This is a genomic window from Streptomyces sp. NPDC058534, from assembly GCF_042717365.1.
Lineage (GTDB): Bacteria > Actinomycetota > Actinomycetes > Streptomycetales > Streptomycetaceae > Streptomyces.
On sequence record NZ_JBHXNW010000058.1, the window covers coordinates 10,352 to 24,058 of the forward strand.

10 protein-coding genes and 1 pseudogene are annotated in these 13,707 nt (G+C 72.9%); 8 read left to right on the forward strand and 3 right to left on the reverse strand.

Annotation, left to right across the window (positions count from 1 at the left end; all coding sequences use genetic code 11):
* Positions 1–76: 76 nt before the first annotated feature.
* The 3 genes from ACFWR9_RS29550 to ACFWR9_RS29560 all read right to left on the reverse strand — a co-directional run bounded on the left by ACFWR9_RS29550 (position 77) and on the right by ACFWR9_RS29560 (position 1,277).
* Positions 77–316, reverse strand: a complete 240-nt coding sequence (locus ACFWR9_RS29550) for a heavy-metal-associated domain-containing protein (protein WP_383847160.1) — start codon at positions 314–316, stop codon at positions 77–79.
* Between the two features lie 117 nt (positions 317–433).
* Positions 434–1,003 carry a GNAT family N-acetyltransferase gene (locus ACFWR9_RS29555; protein WP_383847162.1) on the reverse strand — a complete coding sequence of 190 codons (570 nt, stop codon included), beginning with the start codon at positions 1,001–1,003 and terminating at the stop codon, positions 434–436.
* Between the two features lie 82 nt (positions 1,004–1,085).
* Positions 1,086–1,277 (reverse strand): AlpA family transcriptional regulator, encoded by a 192-nt coding sequence (locus tag ACFWR9_RS29560; RefSeq protein ID WP_161326861.1) that lies wholly within the window; start codon positions 1,275–1,277, stop codon positions 1,086–1,088.
* A 428-nt stretch (positions 1,278–1,705) separates the two neighbouring features.
* On the opposite strand from ACFWR9_RS29560, the pseudogene ACFWR9_RS29565 reads away from it, so the two are divergent.
* The 8 genes and pseudogenes from ACFWR9_RS29565 to ACFWR9_RS29600 form a co-directional block, all read left to right on the forward strand.
* Positions 1,706–1,796 (forward strand): annotated as a pseudogene (locus ACFWR9_RS29565) (5-deoxy-glucuronate isomerase); the annotation flags it as partial.
* Between the two features lie 228 nt (positions 1,797–2,024).
* Positions 2,025–3,527, forward strand: coding sequence for a CoA-acylating methylmalonate-semialdehyde dehydrogenase (gene mmsA / locus ACFWR9_RS29570; protein ID WP_383847164.1), 1,503 nt, complete (start codon positions 2,025–2,027; stop codon positions 3,525–3,527).
* Positions 3,528–3,814: 287 nt separating this feature from the next.
* Entirely contained in the window at positions 3,815–5,242 is a 1,428-nt protein-coding gene (locus ACFWR9_RS29575; protein ID WP_383847165.1) for an APC family permease, read from the forward strand.
* Positions 5,243–5,565: 323 nt separating this feature from the next.
* On the forward strand, positions 5,566–8,217 hold the full coding sequence (locus tag ACFWR9_RS29580) for an alpha/beta fold hydrolase (protein WP_383847167.1): 2,652 nt from the start codon (positions 5,566–5,568) through the stop codon (positions 8,215–8,217).
* Positions 8,214–9,095 (forward strand): ABC transporter permease, encoded by an 882-nt coding sequence (locus ACFWR9_RS29585; RefSeq protein WP_383847169.1) that lies wholly within the window; start codon positions 8,214–8,216, stop codon positions 9,093–9,095. The genes ACFWR9_RS29580 and ACFWR9_RS29585 overlap by 4 nt, the downstream gene beginning before the upstream one ends.
* A gap of 191 nt (positions 9,096–9,286) precedes the next feature.
* Positions 9,287–10,879: a von Willebrand factor type A domain-containing protein gene (locus ACFWR9_RS29590; protein ID WP_383847171.1), complete on the forward strand. Its 1,593-nt coding sequence runs from the start codon at positions 9,287–9,289 to the stop codon at positions 10,877–10,879.
* Between the two features lie 119 nt (positions 10,880–10,998).
* Complete coding sequence (locus tag ACFWR9_RS29595; protein ID WP_383847173.1) at positions 10,999–12,924, forward strand: AMP-dependent synthetase/ligase; 1,926 nt, start codon at positions 10,999–11,001, stop codon at positions 12,922–12,924.
* Positions 12,925–13,227: 303 nt separating this feature from the next.
* A partial coding sequence (locus tag ACFWR9_RS29600; protein WP_383847175.1) for a chaplin occupies positions 13,228–13,707 on the forward strand: 480 nt, incomplete at its 3' end.

Genomic DNA, 13,707 nt, shown 5'->3' on the forward strand with positions numbered 1-13,707 from the left:
GGGGTGGCACGCCTCGCGATAAATCCCCCCGGGGCCCCCCCCCTCGGGGCCCACGACGGTCGATTTAAGACAGGACCTAGGCCCGGCCGACGAGCTCGAAGCCGGCCTCGTCCACGGCGGCGCGTACGGCGTCGTCGTCGAGCGGCGTACCCGAGACGACGGTGACCTCGCCGGTGGACGCGACGGCCTGCACCGAGGCGACGCCCGCGATCTCGGAGATCTCGCCGGAGACGGCGCCCTCGCAGTGTCCGCAACTCATTCCGCTCACCTTGTAGACGGTGGTGACGGAGCCCTGGGTGTCGGTCTGGGCGGTCATGTCGTTACTCCTCGTCGGGGTGTGCACGGCGGGTACCCGTGGTCCAGCGTGGACCACTTACCCTCCACTGTACCCCTAGGGGGTATGAAAGCGGACCTCACCCGACCTCACCCGAGCTCACCCGTCCCCCGCGACGCCTCCGTGCGCGGCCCACTCGTGGTCGAGGACCGCCATCAGCACGTCGTCCACCCACACGCCGTCGCGCAGCGCCGCTTCCCGGCGTATCCCCTCCACTACGAAGCCGGCCTTCTCGTACACCCGGCGGGCCCGCTGGTTGTGGGCGTAGACCTCCAACTGGACGCGGTGCAGGCCGACCCGCTCGAAGGCGTGGCCGACGATGAGCCGGGTCGCCTCGCTGCCCAGGCCCCGGCCGCGGCCCCGGGCCCCGATGAGGGTGCGGAAGGTGCAGCTGCGGGCGGCCGGGTCCCAGTCGTACAGGACGACCTCACCGACGAGTTCGCCGGTCGCGCGGTCGGTCACCGCGAGGTCCAGGCGGTCGGGGTCGGCGGTGCGCACGCCGTACCAGGAGCGCAGCCGTTCCCGGGTGATCTCGGTGCCGGGCTCGAACGTGAAGCGGACGACCTCGGGGTCGTTGACGATCTCCCACATCACGTCGGCGTCCCGCGCGGTGAACGGCCGCAGGACGGTCCTCTCGCCGGTGAGGACGGGTTTCGCTGAGAAGTCCATGGGCGGCACTGTGCCCCGCGCGGCCGTGGGGCACAGAACGGTTTTCTGCCGGGCGGCCCGGCCCGGCTACCGGTTCGCCCGGCTACCGGTTCCGGTTGCGCGGCCGGGACGCCACCCAGGCCCGGATCGTGTCCGCGTACCAGTAGGGCTTGCCGCCCTCCACGTGGTCGGGCGGTGGCAGCAGCCCGTGCTTGCGGTACGACCGCACGGTGTCGGGCTGCACCCGGATGTGGGCCGCGATGTCCTTGTAGGACCAGAGCCTTCGGTCGGTCACTAGTCGCACCTCCCCGCGCGCGCCGCGGCGGCGGCCGGGGACGGCCACCGGGGGGAGCCGGGCGCTGCGCTGGCGATCACCAAGCCTGTGCCGGGTGAACGACGTGAAGTGCGGGGCGGTCAGGGGCCGTTCCCGGGTGTGACGGAAGACCCGCGTGCGCGTGACATGTGTGACACGAAGGATGCCTTTGTGACACGAGTGCAGCAAAGGCGTACGCCGGAGCACCGGCGCGTCTCGTTGACTCCGCCACCCGGAGGGTCACTCGGGCCATGTCGTCCGAATGTCCGGACAAAACATTGACAGGCCGCACGCGCGGGGCTAGAAACCGGGGAGACGTACGGGCGGGCACGAAGGGAACGCGATGGCGCACGACCTGATCGCCGGGGGACCGCGGTCCGCCCGCGCGGTCGCCGGTTCCCCCACCGAACGCCTCCGGCGCGGGAAGGCCGCCTCGCCCTGGCAGGAGCGAGGCACGAGCGCCGACTCCCCGCTCGCACCGGCCCCGCGCCGGAGGTCCCCCCGTCGAGGCCCGCCGGGCCCGGCCGGGTCACGGCTCGCCCACACTGCCCCACGTGTCTACGCGGGCACCCAAACCGCAGACACAGTGTCGGGCGCGCCCGCGGCGCCCGGCTGGTGGGATGGAGTCATGGCCGAGACCGCGACCCGACCGTCGCCGGTCACGGCCCGTGAGCAGCACCAACGGCACGTCTCGACCCGTCGCCGCCATCTGTGAAGGAGTTCTCGGTCATGACGAACATCGTCAACCACTGGATCGGCGGCAAGTCCGCCGAAGGCGCCTCGGGCACGTACGGGCCGGTGACCGACCCGGCCACCGGCGCGGTCACCACCAAGGTCGCCTTCGCCTCCGTCGACGAGGTGGACGCCGCGGTCGCCGTCGCCAAGGAGGCGTACCTGACCTGGGGCCGGTCCTCGCTGGCGCAGCGCACCTCGATCCTCTTCAGGTTCCGGTCGCTGCTGGACGCGCACCGCGACGACATCGCCGAGCTGATCACCGCCGAGCACGGCAAGGTGCACTCCGACGCGCTCGGCGAGGTCGCCCGCGGCCTGGAGATCGTCGACCTGGCCTGCGGCATCAACGTGCAGCTCAAGGGCGAGCTGTCCACCGAGGTCGCCACCCGCGTCGACGTGTCCTCGATCCGCCAGCCGCTCGGTGTGGTCGCCGGCATCACGCCGTTCAACTTCCCGGCCATGGTGCCGATGTGGATGTTCCCGCTCGCCATCGCCTGCGGCAACACCTTCGTGCTCAAGCCGAGCGAGAAGGACCCGTCGGCGGCCGTGCGGATCGCCGAGCTGCTGTCCGAGGCCGGGCTGCCGGACGGCGTCTTCAACGTCGTGCACGGCGACAAGGTGGCCGTGGACCGCCTCCTGGAGCACCCGGACGTCAAGGCCGTCTCCTTCGTCGGCTCGACCCCGATCGCCCGCTACATCCACACCACCGCCTCGGCCAACGGCAAGCGCGTGCAGGCGCTGGGCGGCGCCAAGAACCACATGCTGGTGCTGCCGGACGCCGACCTCGACGCGGCGGCCGACGCGGCCGTGAGCGCGGCCTACGGCTCCGCGGGCGAGCGCTGCATGGCGATCTCGGCGGTCGTCGCGGTCGGCGCCGTCGGTGACGAACTGGTCGAGAAGATCCGCGAGCGCGCCGAGAAGATCAAGATCGGTCCCGGCAACGACCCGACGTCCGAGATGGGCCCGCTCATCACCAAGGCGCACCGCGACAAGGTCGCCTCCTACGTCGAGGGCGCGGCGGCCGAGGGCTGCGAGGTCGTCCTGGACGGCACCGGGCACACGGTCGACGGTCACGAGGACGGCCACTGGATCGGCATCTCCCTGCTCGACCGGGTGCCGACCACGGCGAAGGCCTACCAGGACGAGATCTTCGGCCCGGTGCTGTGCGTGCTGCGCGCGGACACCTACGAGGAGGGCGTCGCCCTCATCAACGCCTCGCCGTTCGGCAACGGCACCGCGATCTTCACCCGGGACGGCGGCGCGGCCCGCCGCTTCCAGCTGGAGATCGAGGCCGGCATGGTCGGCGTGAACGTCCCGATCCCGGTCCCCGTGGGCTACCACTCCTTCGGCGGCTGGAAGGACTCGCTCTTCGGAGACCACCACATCTACGGCAACGACGGCACGCACTTCTACACCCGCGGCAAGGTCGTCACCACCCGCTGGCCGGACCCGGCCGACGCCCCCGCCGGCGTGGACCTGGGCTTCCCGCGCAACCACTGAGGCACTCCCGAGGGCGAAAGCCCCGTACGGCCGTCCGGTATTCGGACGGCCGTACTTTTTTCGCTCCGTTCGCTACGGATCCCGTGCACCCGGAACGGCAGACGGGCTACGCATCTGATGCTGTTTTCGGAAGTCGGGTGCGCATCAGACAACTGATTCCGTAGCTGAACTGCCATTGACGCACTGGTTTCCGTCGGTATTCCATCTTGCCTCGGGAACGGACCGGAGGCGCTGGCGTTCCCCTGCGAACCACGCCGCACGCCGCACGAGTCGATCGGAACCGCCGCATGACCGACACGCTCCGCCCCGTAGAGACCGCCGCGACGGCACCCGAGGAACACGGGGACCATCGGGACCGGTCGGGGACGCTGAAGCGGTCCATCGGGGTCGTCGGCGGCACGCTCCTCACGCTCTCGTGCGTGACCCCCGCCTCCACGCTGTTCGTGGTCGTCCCCGACCTGTTCGGCTCGCTCGGCACCGCCACCGCCCTGACCATCGCCGTCGGCTCGCTCCTCTGCGTCGCCGTGGCGTTCTGCTACTCGGAGCTGGGCACCCTCATCCCCAGCGCGGGCGGCGAGTACGCCATGGTGACGACCCTCGCCGGACGGCTGGCGGGCTGGCTGGTCTTCGTGCTGTCCCTGCTGGTCGTCATGATCGTGCCGCCGGTGATCGCGATGGGCACCGCCGACTACCTCGCCCCGGTCGTGCACCTCGACCCGTCCCTCGCGGGCGCCGGCGTCATGGCGCTGGCCACCCTCGCAGGCCTGCTCGACCTGCGCGCCAACGCCTGGATCACCGGCGTCTTCCTGGTCCTGGAGGTCATCGCCGCGGCCGTCGTCGCGGTGCTGGGCTTCGCCCACGGCGAGCGGGGCCTCGGCAGCCTCGCCACCATGGAGGTGGGCGGCGCGGACGGCGGCGCGGACCCCGTGACGGGGATGCTGGTCGTCTCCGGGCTCGCCATCGCCCTGTTCGTCACCCAGGGCTTCTCCACCGCGGTCTACCTCTCCGAGGAGTTGGAGAACCCGCGCCGTAACGTCGCCCGCACCGTGCTCGCCACCCTCGGCATCTCCGCCGTGATCATCCTCGTCCCGGTCGTCGCCATCACCCTCGGCGCCTCCGACCTCGCGGAGCTGACCGGCGGCGACATCGGCGCCATGGTCACCGCCTGGTCCAACTCCGCCGTCGGCACCTTCGTCAGCCTCTGCGTGGCCCTCGCCATCATCAACGCCGGCATCGTGATGGTCATCCAGAACTCGCGCGTCCTGTTCGCCTCCGCCCGCGACAAGGCGTGGCCCGCGCCGGTCAACCGGCTCTTCGCCAGGCTCGGCCGGTTCGGCTCCCCGTGGGTCGCCACCCTCGCCGTCGGCGTGCCCGGCGCCGCGCTGTGCTTCGTCGACCTGGACACCCTGTACGGCGTCACCGGCGTCTCCGTCACCGCCATGTACCTGCTCGTCGCGGTCGCCGCCCTGCTCGCCCGGCGCGGCGCCCACCGGCACGCGCACGCGTGGCGCATGCCCCTGTGGCCGGCGGTGCCGGTCCTGCTGATCGCGGTCCTCGCCTACGTGCTGACCCAGCAGGAGGCGGCCCACCTGCTGTGGACCGGCGGCATCACGGCCGTCGCCACCCTCTACTGGGCCCTGTACCTGCGCCCGCGCCGCGACACTCGCTGGCTGGTCTCCGTCCCCGACGACGTACGGGAGCCCGCGGGACCGTGACCCGGCCCTAGGGGCTGTCGTTTGGATCATCCCGGGGACGCGGGGCGTGGCCCCACTGCCTTAAGGGCGTGGGAGGTACCCCCAGCGGCGTTGTCGTCGGTTGCCAGGGCTCCGCCCTGTCCGCCCTCCTCCGCCTTGCAGCTGCACGCACCACGCCCCGCTCACGGCGTTCAGCAGCACCGCCCGTGAGGACCGGGCTGATCCGAACGACAGCCCCTACCGCGTCCGTGGTACGCGGCACCGTGCCCGTACTTCTCTGGGAGGGGCGGGGGTTCACCCCCGGGAGGGCCTCGGTTGTCGGCGGCTGCCCGTACCGTTGACGCATGGATCTTCGACTGCCCCGCGTGCGAGGGCTGCTACGGGGGCCGCGGCGGATGCTCTCCGCCGCGGCCGCCGTCGTCGTGCTCGCCGGCGCCGGGACCTGGACGGCCGTCGCCGGCGACGACCCGCCCCCGGTGCACCGCGCCGACCGGGTCGTGGAAGTGGACGACGGGGTGCGCCTGGACACCTCGTACTTCACGGCCGGCTCCGACGGCCGCCGCCCGGCGGTCCTGCTCGCGCACGGCTTCGGCGGCAGCAAGTCCGACGTACGGGACCAGGCGGAGCGCCTCGCCCAGGACGGGTACGCGGTCCTGACATGGTCGGCGCGCGGCTTCGGCAGGTCGACCGGGAAGATCGGGCTCAACGCCCCGGACGGCGAGGTCGCCGACGTCTCCCGGCTCATCGACTGGCTCGCCGGGCGGTCCGAGGTCCGGCTGGACGGCAAGGGCGACCCGCGCGTGGGCATGGCCGGGGGCTCCTACGGCGGCGCCGTCGCGCTGTTGGCCGCCGGACACGACGACCGGGTGGACGCCATCGCCCCCGCCATCACGTACTGGAACCTGGCGGACGCCCTCTTCCCGAACGGCGTCTTCAAGAAGCTCTGGGCCGGCATCTTCGTCAACATGGGCGGCGGCTGCGAGAAGTTCGAGCCCGGACTCTGCCGCATGTACCAGCGCGTCGCCGAGAACGGGACGCCGGACGCCGAGGCGGTCAAGCTCCTCCAGGAGCGCAGCCCGCAGGCCGTCGGCGACCGGATCGACGTACCGACACTGCTGACCCAGGGCCAGACCGACTCCCTCTTCCCGCTCGGCCAGGCCGACGCCGCCGCCAAGGCGATCCGCGCCAACGGCGCCCCCGTGGACGTCGACTGGGTCTCGGGCGGCCACGACGGCGGCGACATGGAGACCGGCCGGGTCGAGGCCCGCACCGGCGCGTGGTTCGACCGCTACCTGAAGGGCGACGAGTCGGCCGGCACCGGCCCCGACTTCCGCGTCTCCCGCACCGTCGGCACCGGCAGCGGCGACGGCGAGCCCCGCCTGGAGGGCGTGAGCGCCGACTCCTACCCCGGCCTCGGCGGCGAGCCGCGCGCGATCGAACTGCGCGGACGCGAGCAGACCTTCGAGAACCCGGCGGGGGCCGCCCCGCCCGCCGTCTCCGCCCTGCCCGGCATCGGCGGCTCCGGCGGACTCTCCCAGCTCTCCTCGCTCGGCGTCGGCATCTCCCTCGACTTCCCCGGCCAGTTCGCGGCCTTCGAGTCGGCGCCCCTGCGCGAGGACCTCCAGATCACCGGCTCGCCCACCGCGACCGTCCGCGTGCAGTCCACCGCCGACGACGCCGTGCTCTTCGCCAAGGTGTACGACGTCGGCCCCGGCGGCGCCCAGCAGGTGCTCCCTTCCCAACTGGTCACGCCGCTGAGGGTGGAGGACGCCAAGGCCGGCAAGGACGTGACGGTCACCCTGCCCGCCGTCGACCACGAGGTGGAGCGCGGCCACAAGCTGCGCCTGGTCCTCGCCTCCACCGACCTCGGCTACGCCTCACCGGCCGCGCCCGCCACCTACACCGTCTCCCTCAAGGGCGGCCTGTCGGTGCCGACCGCCCTCGGCGACACCGGTGCGACGGCCGGGCTGCCCGCCTGGGTCTGGTGGGCGCCCCTGGCGGGCGCAGCGGTGGCCGCCGCCCTGCTGCTGACCGCCCGCCGCCGCACCTCGGCCCCGCCCCCCGACCCCGCGCTGGCCGGCGTACCCCTCCAGATCACCGACCTGACCAAGCGGTACGCCAAGTCCGCCGACCGGTACGCCGTCCGGGACCTGTCCTTCCGCGTGGAGAAGGGCCAGGTGCTGGGCCTCCTCGGACCCAACGGCGCGGGCAAGACGACGACCCTGCGCATGCTGATGGGCCTGATCGCGCCGGACGGCGGCGACATCCGCGTCTTCGGCCACGCCATCGCGCCCGGCGCCCCCGTGCTCTCCCGCGTCGGCGCGTTCGTCGAGGGCGCGGGCTTCCTGCCGCACCTGTCCGGCCGGGAGAACCTGGAGCTGTACTGGCGGGCCACCGGACGCCCGGCCGAGGACGCCCACCTGGCCGAGGCCCTGGAGATCGCCGGCCTCGGCGACGCGCTCGCCCGCGCGGTGCGCACCTACTCCCAGGGCATGCGCCAGCGCCTGGCCATCGCCCAGGCCATGCTGGGCCTGCCCGACCTGCTGATCCTGGACGAGCCGACCAACGGCCTCGACCCGCCCCAGATCCGCGAGATGCGCGAGGTGATGATCCGCTACGCGGCGGCCGGGCGCACGGTGATCGTCTCCAGCCACCTGCTGTCCGAGGTCGAGCAGAGCTGCACCCACCTGGTGGTGATGGACCACGGCCGGCTCGTGCAGGCCGGCCCGGTCGGCGAGATCGTCGGCTCCGGGGACACCCTGCTGGTGGGCACCCACGCGCGCGTGGACGCGCCCCTCGTCGAGAAGGTCGCCGCGCTGCCCGGCGTGACCTCGGCGGCCACCACCGACGGCGGCCTGCTGGTCCGCCTCGACGGCACCGGCACCGCCCGCGACCTCATCCCCGAACTCGTCCGCCTGGACGTGCCCGTGGAGTCGGTGGGCCCCCACCGGCGCCTTGAGGACGCCTTCCTCACCCTGATCGGAGACTCGGCATGAGCACGCTGGCCGACCGCGCCGAGCCCACCGGCGCCCAGGAGGTCGCCGAGGGCTACCGCGCGGGCCGCACGCTGCCCGTCCGGGTCGAACTGGTCCGGCAGCTGAAGCGGCGGCGCACCCTCGTCATGGGCGGCATCCTGTTCGCCCTCCCGTTCGTGCTGCTCGTCGCCTTCCGGATCGGCGGCGAGCCGGGCGGCTCGAACAACCAGGTCAGCCTGATGGACTCGGCCACCGCGTCGGGGGCGAACTTCGCCGCGGTGAACCTCTTCGCCTCCGCGGGCTTCCTGCTCGTCGTGCCCGTCGCCCTGTTCTTCGGGGACACGGTCGCCTCCGAGGCCGGCTGGTCCTCCCTGCGCTACCTGCTCGCCGCGCCGGTGCCCCGCGCCCGCCTGCTCTGGTCCAAGCTGGTCGTCGCCCTCACCCTCAGCCTCGCCGCGATCGTCCTGCTGCCCCTGGTCGCCCTCGCCGTCGGCACCGCCGCCTACGGCTGGGGCCCGCTGGAACTGCCCACCGGCGGCAGCCTGCCCACCGGCACCGCGGCCGAGCGCCTCGCCCTCACGGTGGCGTACGTCTTCGTCTCGCAACTGGTCACCGCCGCACTGGCGTTCTGGCTCTCCACCAAGACCGACGCGCCGCTCGGCGCGGTCGGCGGCGCGGTCGGCCTGACCATCATCGGCAACGTCCTGGACGAGGTGACCGCCCTCGGCGACTGGCGCGACTTCCTGCCCGCCCACTGGCAGTACGCCTGGCTCGACACGGTCCGCCCCGAGCTGGACTGGACCCGCCTGATCCAGGGCACCTCGCTGTCGGTGACGTACGCACTGGTCCTGTTCGCCCTGGCCTTCCGGAACTTCTCCCGCAAGGACGTGGTGTCCTAGGACGACCGGCGCCGGGCCGGGCCGGGCCTCGGGACCTCGGTCCGGTCACCGGAGGGTCACCCACCGGTCTCGCCGGCACGCCGCCGTGCCCACTTCGAGACGCACCCGTGACGCCCCGTCCCGCACGTTCCGCCCCGCCCCGCCGTCACAGTCACGTACGTCGGCGTCAACGGAACCAGGGGGTAGGGACGATGAAGCGGTACCGGACACGAAGGCCGGTCGGCGCGCTGCTCGCGCTCACGGCGGCGGGCGGCCTGCTGCTCACCGGCTGCGGGGGAGGGGACGACGCGGCCCAGGGCGCGAAGGACACCGCCGCCGACTCCCGGGGCGGCGGCTACGCACCCGCACCCGACCGCCCGCGCGGCGAGGGGGAGCAGCGCTACGACGGCGGCACGAGCACCGGCGAAGGGGAGAAGAACGGCGACTCCCGCGAGATCGCCCCCGACCCGGACCACCTCTCCACCTTCGCCCTCGACGTCGACACCGCCTCCTACGGCTACGCCCGCCGCACCCTCTCCGAGGGCCGGCTGCCCGACCCGTCGACGGTCCGCCCCGAGGAGTTCGTCAACAGCTTCCGCCAGGACTACGACCGTCCCGACGGCGACGGCTTCACGGTGAGCGTGGACGGCGCCCGCACCGACGCGGAGGACTGGTCGCTGGTCCGCGTGGGCCTCGCCACCCGCACCGCCGAGCAGCGCGGCGAACGCCCGCCGGCCGCCCTGACGTTCGTCATCGACGTCTCGGGCTCGATGGGCGAGCCCGGCCGCCTGGACCTCGCCCAGGAGTCCCTCGGCACCATGACCGACCAGCTGCGCGACGACGACTCGGTCGCGCTGGTCACCTTCAGCGACGAGGCCGAGACGGTGCTGCCGATGACCCGGCTCGGCGATCACCGCGGCCGGGTCCACGACGCGATCGACAGCCTGGAGCCGACCGAGTCCACCAACCTCGGCGCGGGCGTCGAGACCGGCTACGACACCGCCGTCGAGGGCCGCCGCGAGGGCGCCACCAGCCGCGTCGTCCTCGTCTCCGACGCCCTCGCCAACACCGGCGACACCGACGCGGACACCATCCTCGAACGCATCGCGGACGAGCGCCGCGAGCACGGCATCACCCTCTTCGGAGTCGGCGTCGGCAGCGACTACGGCGACGCCCTGATGGAACGCCTCGCCGACAAGGGCGACGGCCACACCACGTACGTGTCGGACACCGAGGACGCCCGCGAGGTCTTCTGCGAGCAGCTCCCGCGCCACATCGAGCTGACCGCCCGCGACGCCAAGGCCCAGGTCGCCTTCGACCCGGAGACGGTCGCCGAGTTCCGCCTCGTCGGCTACGACAACCGGCAGGTCGCCGACGAGGACTTCCGCGACGACCGCGTCGACGGCGGCGAGGTCGGCCCCGGCCACACCGTCACCGCGCTGTACGCCGTGCGCACCCGGCCCGGCGCCGACGGGCACCTCGCGACGGCCACCGTCCGCTGGCTCGACCCCGGCAGCCGCACCCCGCACGAGGAGTCCGGCGACGTGGAGACCGACGCCCTCGGCGACTCGGTCTGGGAGGCGGACCGCGGCCTGCGGGTCACCGCGACCGCCGCCTACTTCGCCGACGCGCTCCGCTCCTCCTCGCCCTCCCACGACGCCGGCGACACCCGCCACGGCTCCTTGCCGGGCGCGCCGGGCCTCGGCGAACTCGCCGAGCGCGCCGACTCCCTGGCCGGCCGCACCAAGGACGAGGACGTCCGGCGGCTGGCCGAGGCGATCGGCACGGCGAACCGGCTGACCTGAGCCGCCTGGGTCCGCCCGTACCCATTGACCTACGCTTACTCCTGAGTAAGTTTACTCAGGAGTAAGCAAGTGTGGGTGCGCACGACACAACCCCAGCCGATCAGCGACCGGGAGCCGACATGGGCGTACGCAAGGACCTGGAACGGGCGAGACACCGCGGTGACCTGGTGTCCCGCGCGAGCACCGAGACCGTCAGGGACGCCTACGGCGCCGTCCGCGAGGCCCGCACCGCACCCCTCGCGCCCCGCCCCACCACGGGCAGCACCGCCGACATCCCGTTCACCAACGCGGCCGAGGCCCCCGACGCGGTGGTCCTGCGCCGCGAGGTGGACGGCGTCTGGCGGCCCGTCACCGCGGCCGGGTTCGCCCGTGAGGTGACCGCCGTGGCCAAGGGCCTGATCGCGGCCGGCCTGGAACCCGGCGGGCGGGTCGCCGTCATGTCCCGCACCCGCTACGAGTGGACCGTCCTGGACTTCGCGATCTGGGCGGCCGGCGGTCAGACCGTTCCCGTCTACGCCACCTCCTCCGCCGACCAGGTCGAGTGGATCGTCCGCGACTCCGGCGCCCGGCACCTCGTCACCGAGACCGCCGCCAACACCGCCACGGCCCTGGCCGGCACCGCCGCCCACCCCGAGCGCCCGCGCGCCTGGGAACTCGACGCCGGCGCGCTCGCCGACCTCACCGCCCTGGGCCTGGGCGTGAGCGACGAGGAGGTCACCAAGCGCCGCAGCGCCCTGGCTCCGGACACGGTGGCGACCGTCTGCTACACCTCCGGCACCACCGGCCGCCCCAAGGGCTGCGTCCTCACCCACGCCAACCTGCACGCCGAGGCCGCCAACACGGTCGAGCTGCTGCACCCGATCTTCAAGGAGGTCACCGGCCAGGCCGCCTCGACGCTCCTCTTCCTGCCGCTCGCCCACATCCTGGGTCGCACCATCCAGATCGCCTGCCTGCTGGCCCGCATCGAGATCGGCCACTTCCCGAGCATCAAGCCCGACGAACTGCGCCCCGCGCTCAAGTCGTTCCGCCCCACCTTCCTGGTCGGCGTCCCGTACCTCTTCGAGAAGATCCACGACACCGGCCGGGCGACCGCCGAGAAGATCGGCCGCGGCGCCTCCTTCGAGCGCGCCCACCGCCTCGCCGTCCGCTTCGGCGGCGCCCACCTGGAACGCTTCCTCGGCCGCGGCAAGGGCCCCGCCCCCGGCCTGTGGGCCGGCTGGGCCCTGTACGACCTGCTGGTCTACCGGCGGGTGCGGGCCGAACTGGGCGGCCGGATGCGCTACGCCATCAGCGGCGGCTCCCCCCTCGACCGCGACCTCAACCTCTTCTTCTACGCCGCCGGAATCATGGTCTACGAGGGCTACGGCCTCACCGAGACCACCGCCGCCGCCACCATCGTCCCGCCGCTCGGCCCCCGCCCCGGCACCGTCGGCCCGCCGGTCCCCGGCACCGCCGTGCGCATCGCGGACGACGGCGAGGTGCTGGTCAAGGGCGGCATCGTCTTCGGCGCCTACCGGGGCGACCGGGAGGCTACCGACGCCGTCCTCACCGACGGCTGGTTCGCCACCGGCGACCTCGGCGCCCTCGACGACGACGGCTACCTCACCATCACCGGCCGCAAGAAGGACCTGCTGGTCACCTCCGGCGGCAAGAACGTCTCCCCGGCCGTCCTGGAGGACCGCCTGCGCAGCCGCCCGCCCGTCGCGCAGTGCCTCGTCGTCGGCGACAACCGCCCCTTCGTCGGTGCCCTGATCACCCTCGACCCGGACGCCGTCGCCCACTGGCTGTCGGTCCGGAAGCTGCCCGCCGACACCCCGAGGTCCGAGGTCGTACGCGACGAGAGGATGCGGGCCGACGTCCAGAAGGCCGTGGACCACGCCAACGCGGCGGTCTCCCGCGCCGAGTCGATCCGCGCCTTCCGGTTGGTCGAGGGCGAGTTCACCGAGGAGAACGGGCTGCTGACCCCGTCGCTGAAGGTGAAGCGGCACGCGGCGGTGGCGGCTTACGCGGAGGAGATCGAGACGTTGTACGCGGCGGGGCGTTGATCCGGGCGGGATGCGAAACGGGCGGGCCGCCGATGCACCGCCAACCGAACACTTGGCGGTCCAACCGGGTGAACTTGCGCAACCGATGCTCGTCCGTCGGGTTGATGGAGCAGTAGGGCTGCGATGCCACGAGAAAGGAACGTGCGGTGCTCAAGTTTTACGGCTCGCACGGTCGTGTAGTGACGCAAAGCGGACGGGCGAGGCGCCCGCACCGGCCTTCCGGCTATGTCATGGTCGGCCTTGGACTTCGGTCTCCGTTCCAGGGTCGGCTTTCCCACTTCTTCGAGCAGGAAGATCAGCACATTGCGACAGACCCTGAGCAGGGGAGTGTTCGCGGCGGCCGCCGCCACGGGCATTCTGTCCCTGTCCGGAACCCCCGCCCTTGCCGACTCGACCGCGGTGGCAGCCACCGAGGACTCCTCCGGTCCGCTGGCCGGGAACAACGTATCGGTGCCGGTGTCGGTGCCCGTGAACGTGTGCGGCAACACCATCGGCGTGATCGGGGTGCTCAACCGCGCGACCGGCGGCTCCTGCGACAACGTCTCGTACGGGCACGGTTCGGACCGTCATTCCGGCGGTGCCGAGGCGGTGGGAACGAGTGAGGAGTCCTCCCGTCTGCTGGCCGGGAACAACGTGTCGGTGCCGGTGTCGGCGCCGGTGAACGTGTGCGGCAACACCGGCGACGTGGTCGGGGTGCTCAACCGCGCGACCGGCGGCTCCTGCGACAACGTCTCGTACGGGCACGGTTCGGACCGTCATTCCGGCGGTGCCGAGGCGGTGGGA

Bases quoted from the DNA above. Each gene is read 5' to 3' on its own strand.
- ACFWR9_RS29550 (WP_383847160.1), bottom strand. From the start codon at position 316: ATGACCGCCCAGACCGACACCCAGGGCTCCGTCACCACCGTCTACAAG.
- ACFWR9_RS29555 (WP_383847162.1), bottom strand. From the start codon at position 1,003: ATGGACTTCTCAGCGAAACCCGTCCTCACCGGCGAGAGGACCGTCCTG.
- mmsA (WP_383847164.1), top strand. From the start codon at position 2,025: ATGACGAACATCGTCAACCACTGGATCGGCGGCAAGTCCGCCGAAGGC.
- ACFWR9_RS29575 (WP_383847165.1), top strand. From the start codon at position 3,815: ATGACCGACACGCTCCGCCCCGTAGAGACCGCCGCGACGGCACCCGAG.
- ACFWR9_RS29580 (WP_383847167.1), top strand. From the start codon at position 5,566: ATGGATCTTCGACTGCCCCGCGTGCGAGGGCTGCTACGGGGGCCGCGG.
- ACFWR9_RS29585 (WP_383847169.1), top strand. From the start codon at position 8,214: ATGAGCACGCTGGCCGACCGCGCCGAGCCCACCGGCGCCCAGGAGGTC.
- ACFWR9_RS29590 (WP_383847171.1), top strand. From the start codon at position 9,287: ATGAAGCGGTACCGGACACGAAGGCCGGTCGGCGCGCTGCTCGCGCTC.
- ACFWR9_RS29595 (WP_383847173.1), top strand. From the start codon at position 10,999: ATGGGCGTACGCAAGGACCTGGAACGGGCGAGACACCGCGGTGACCTG.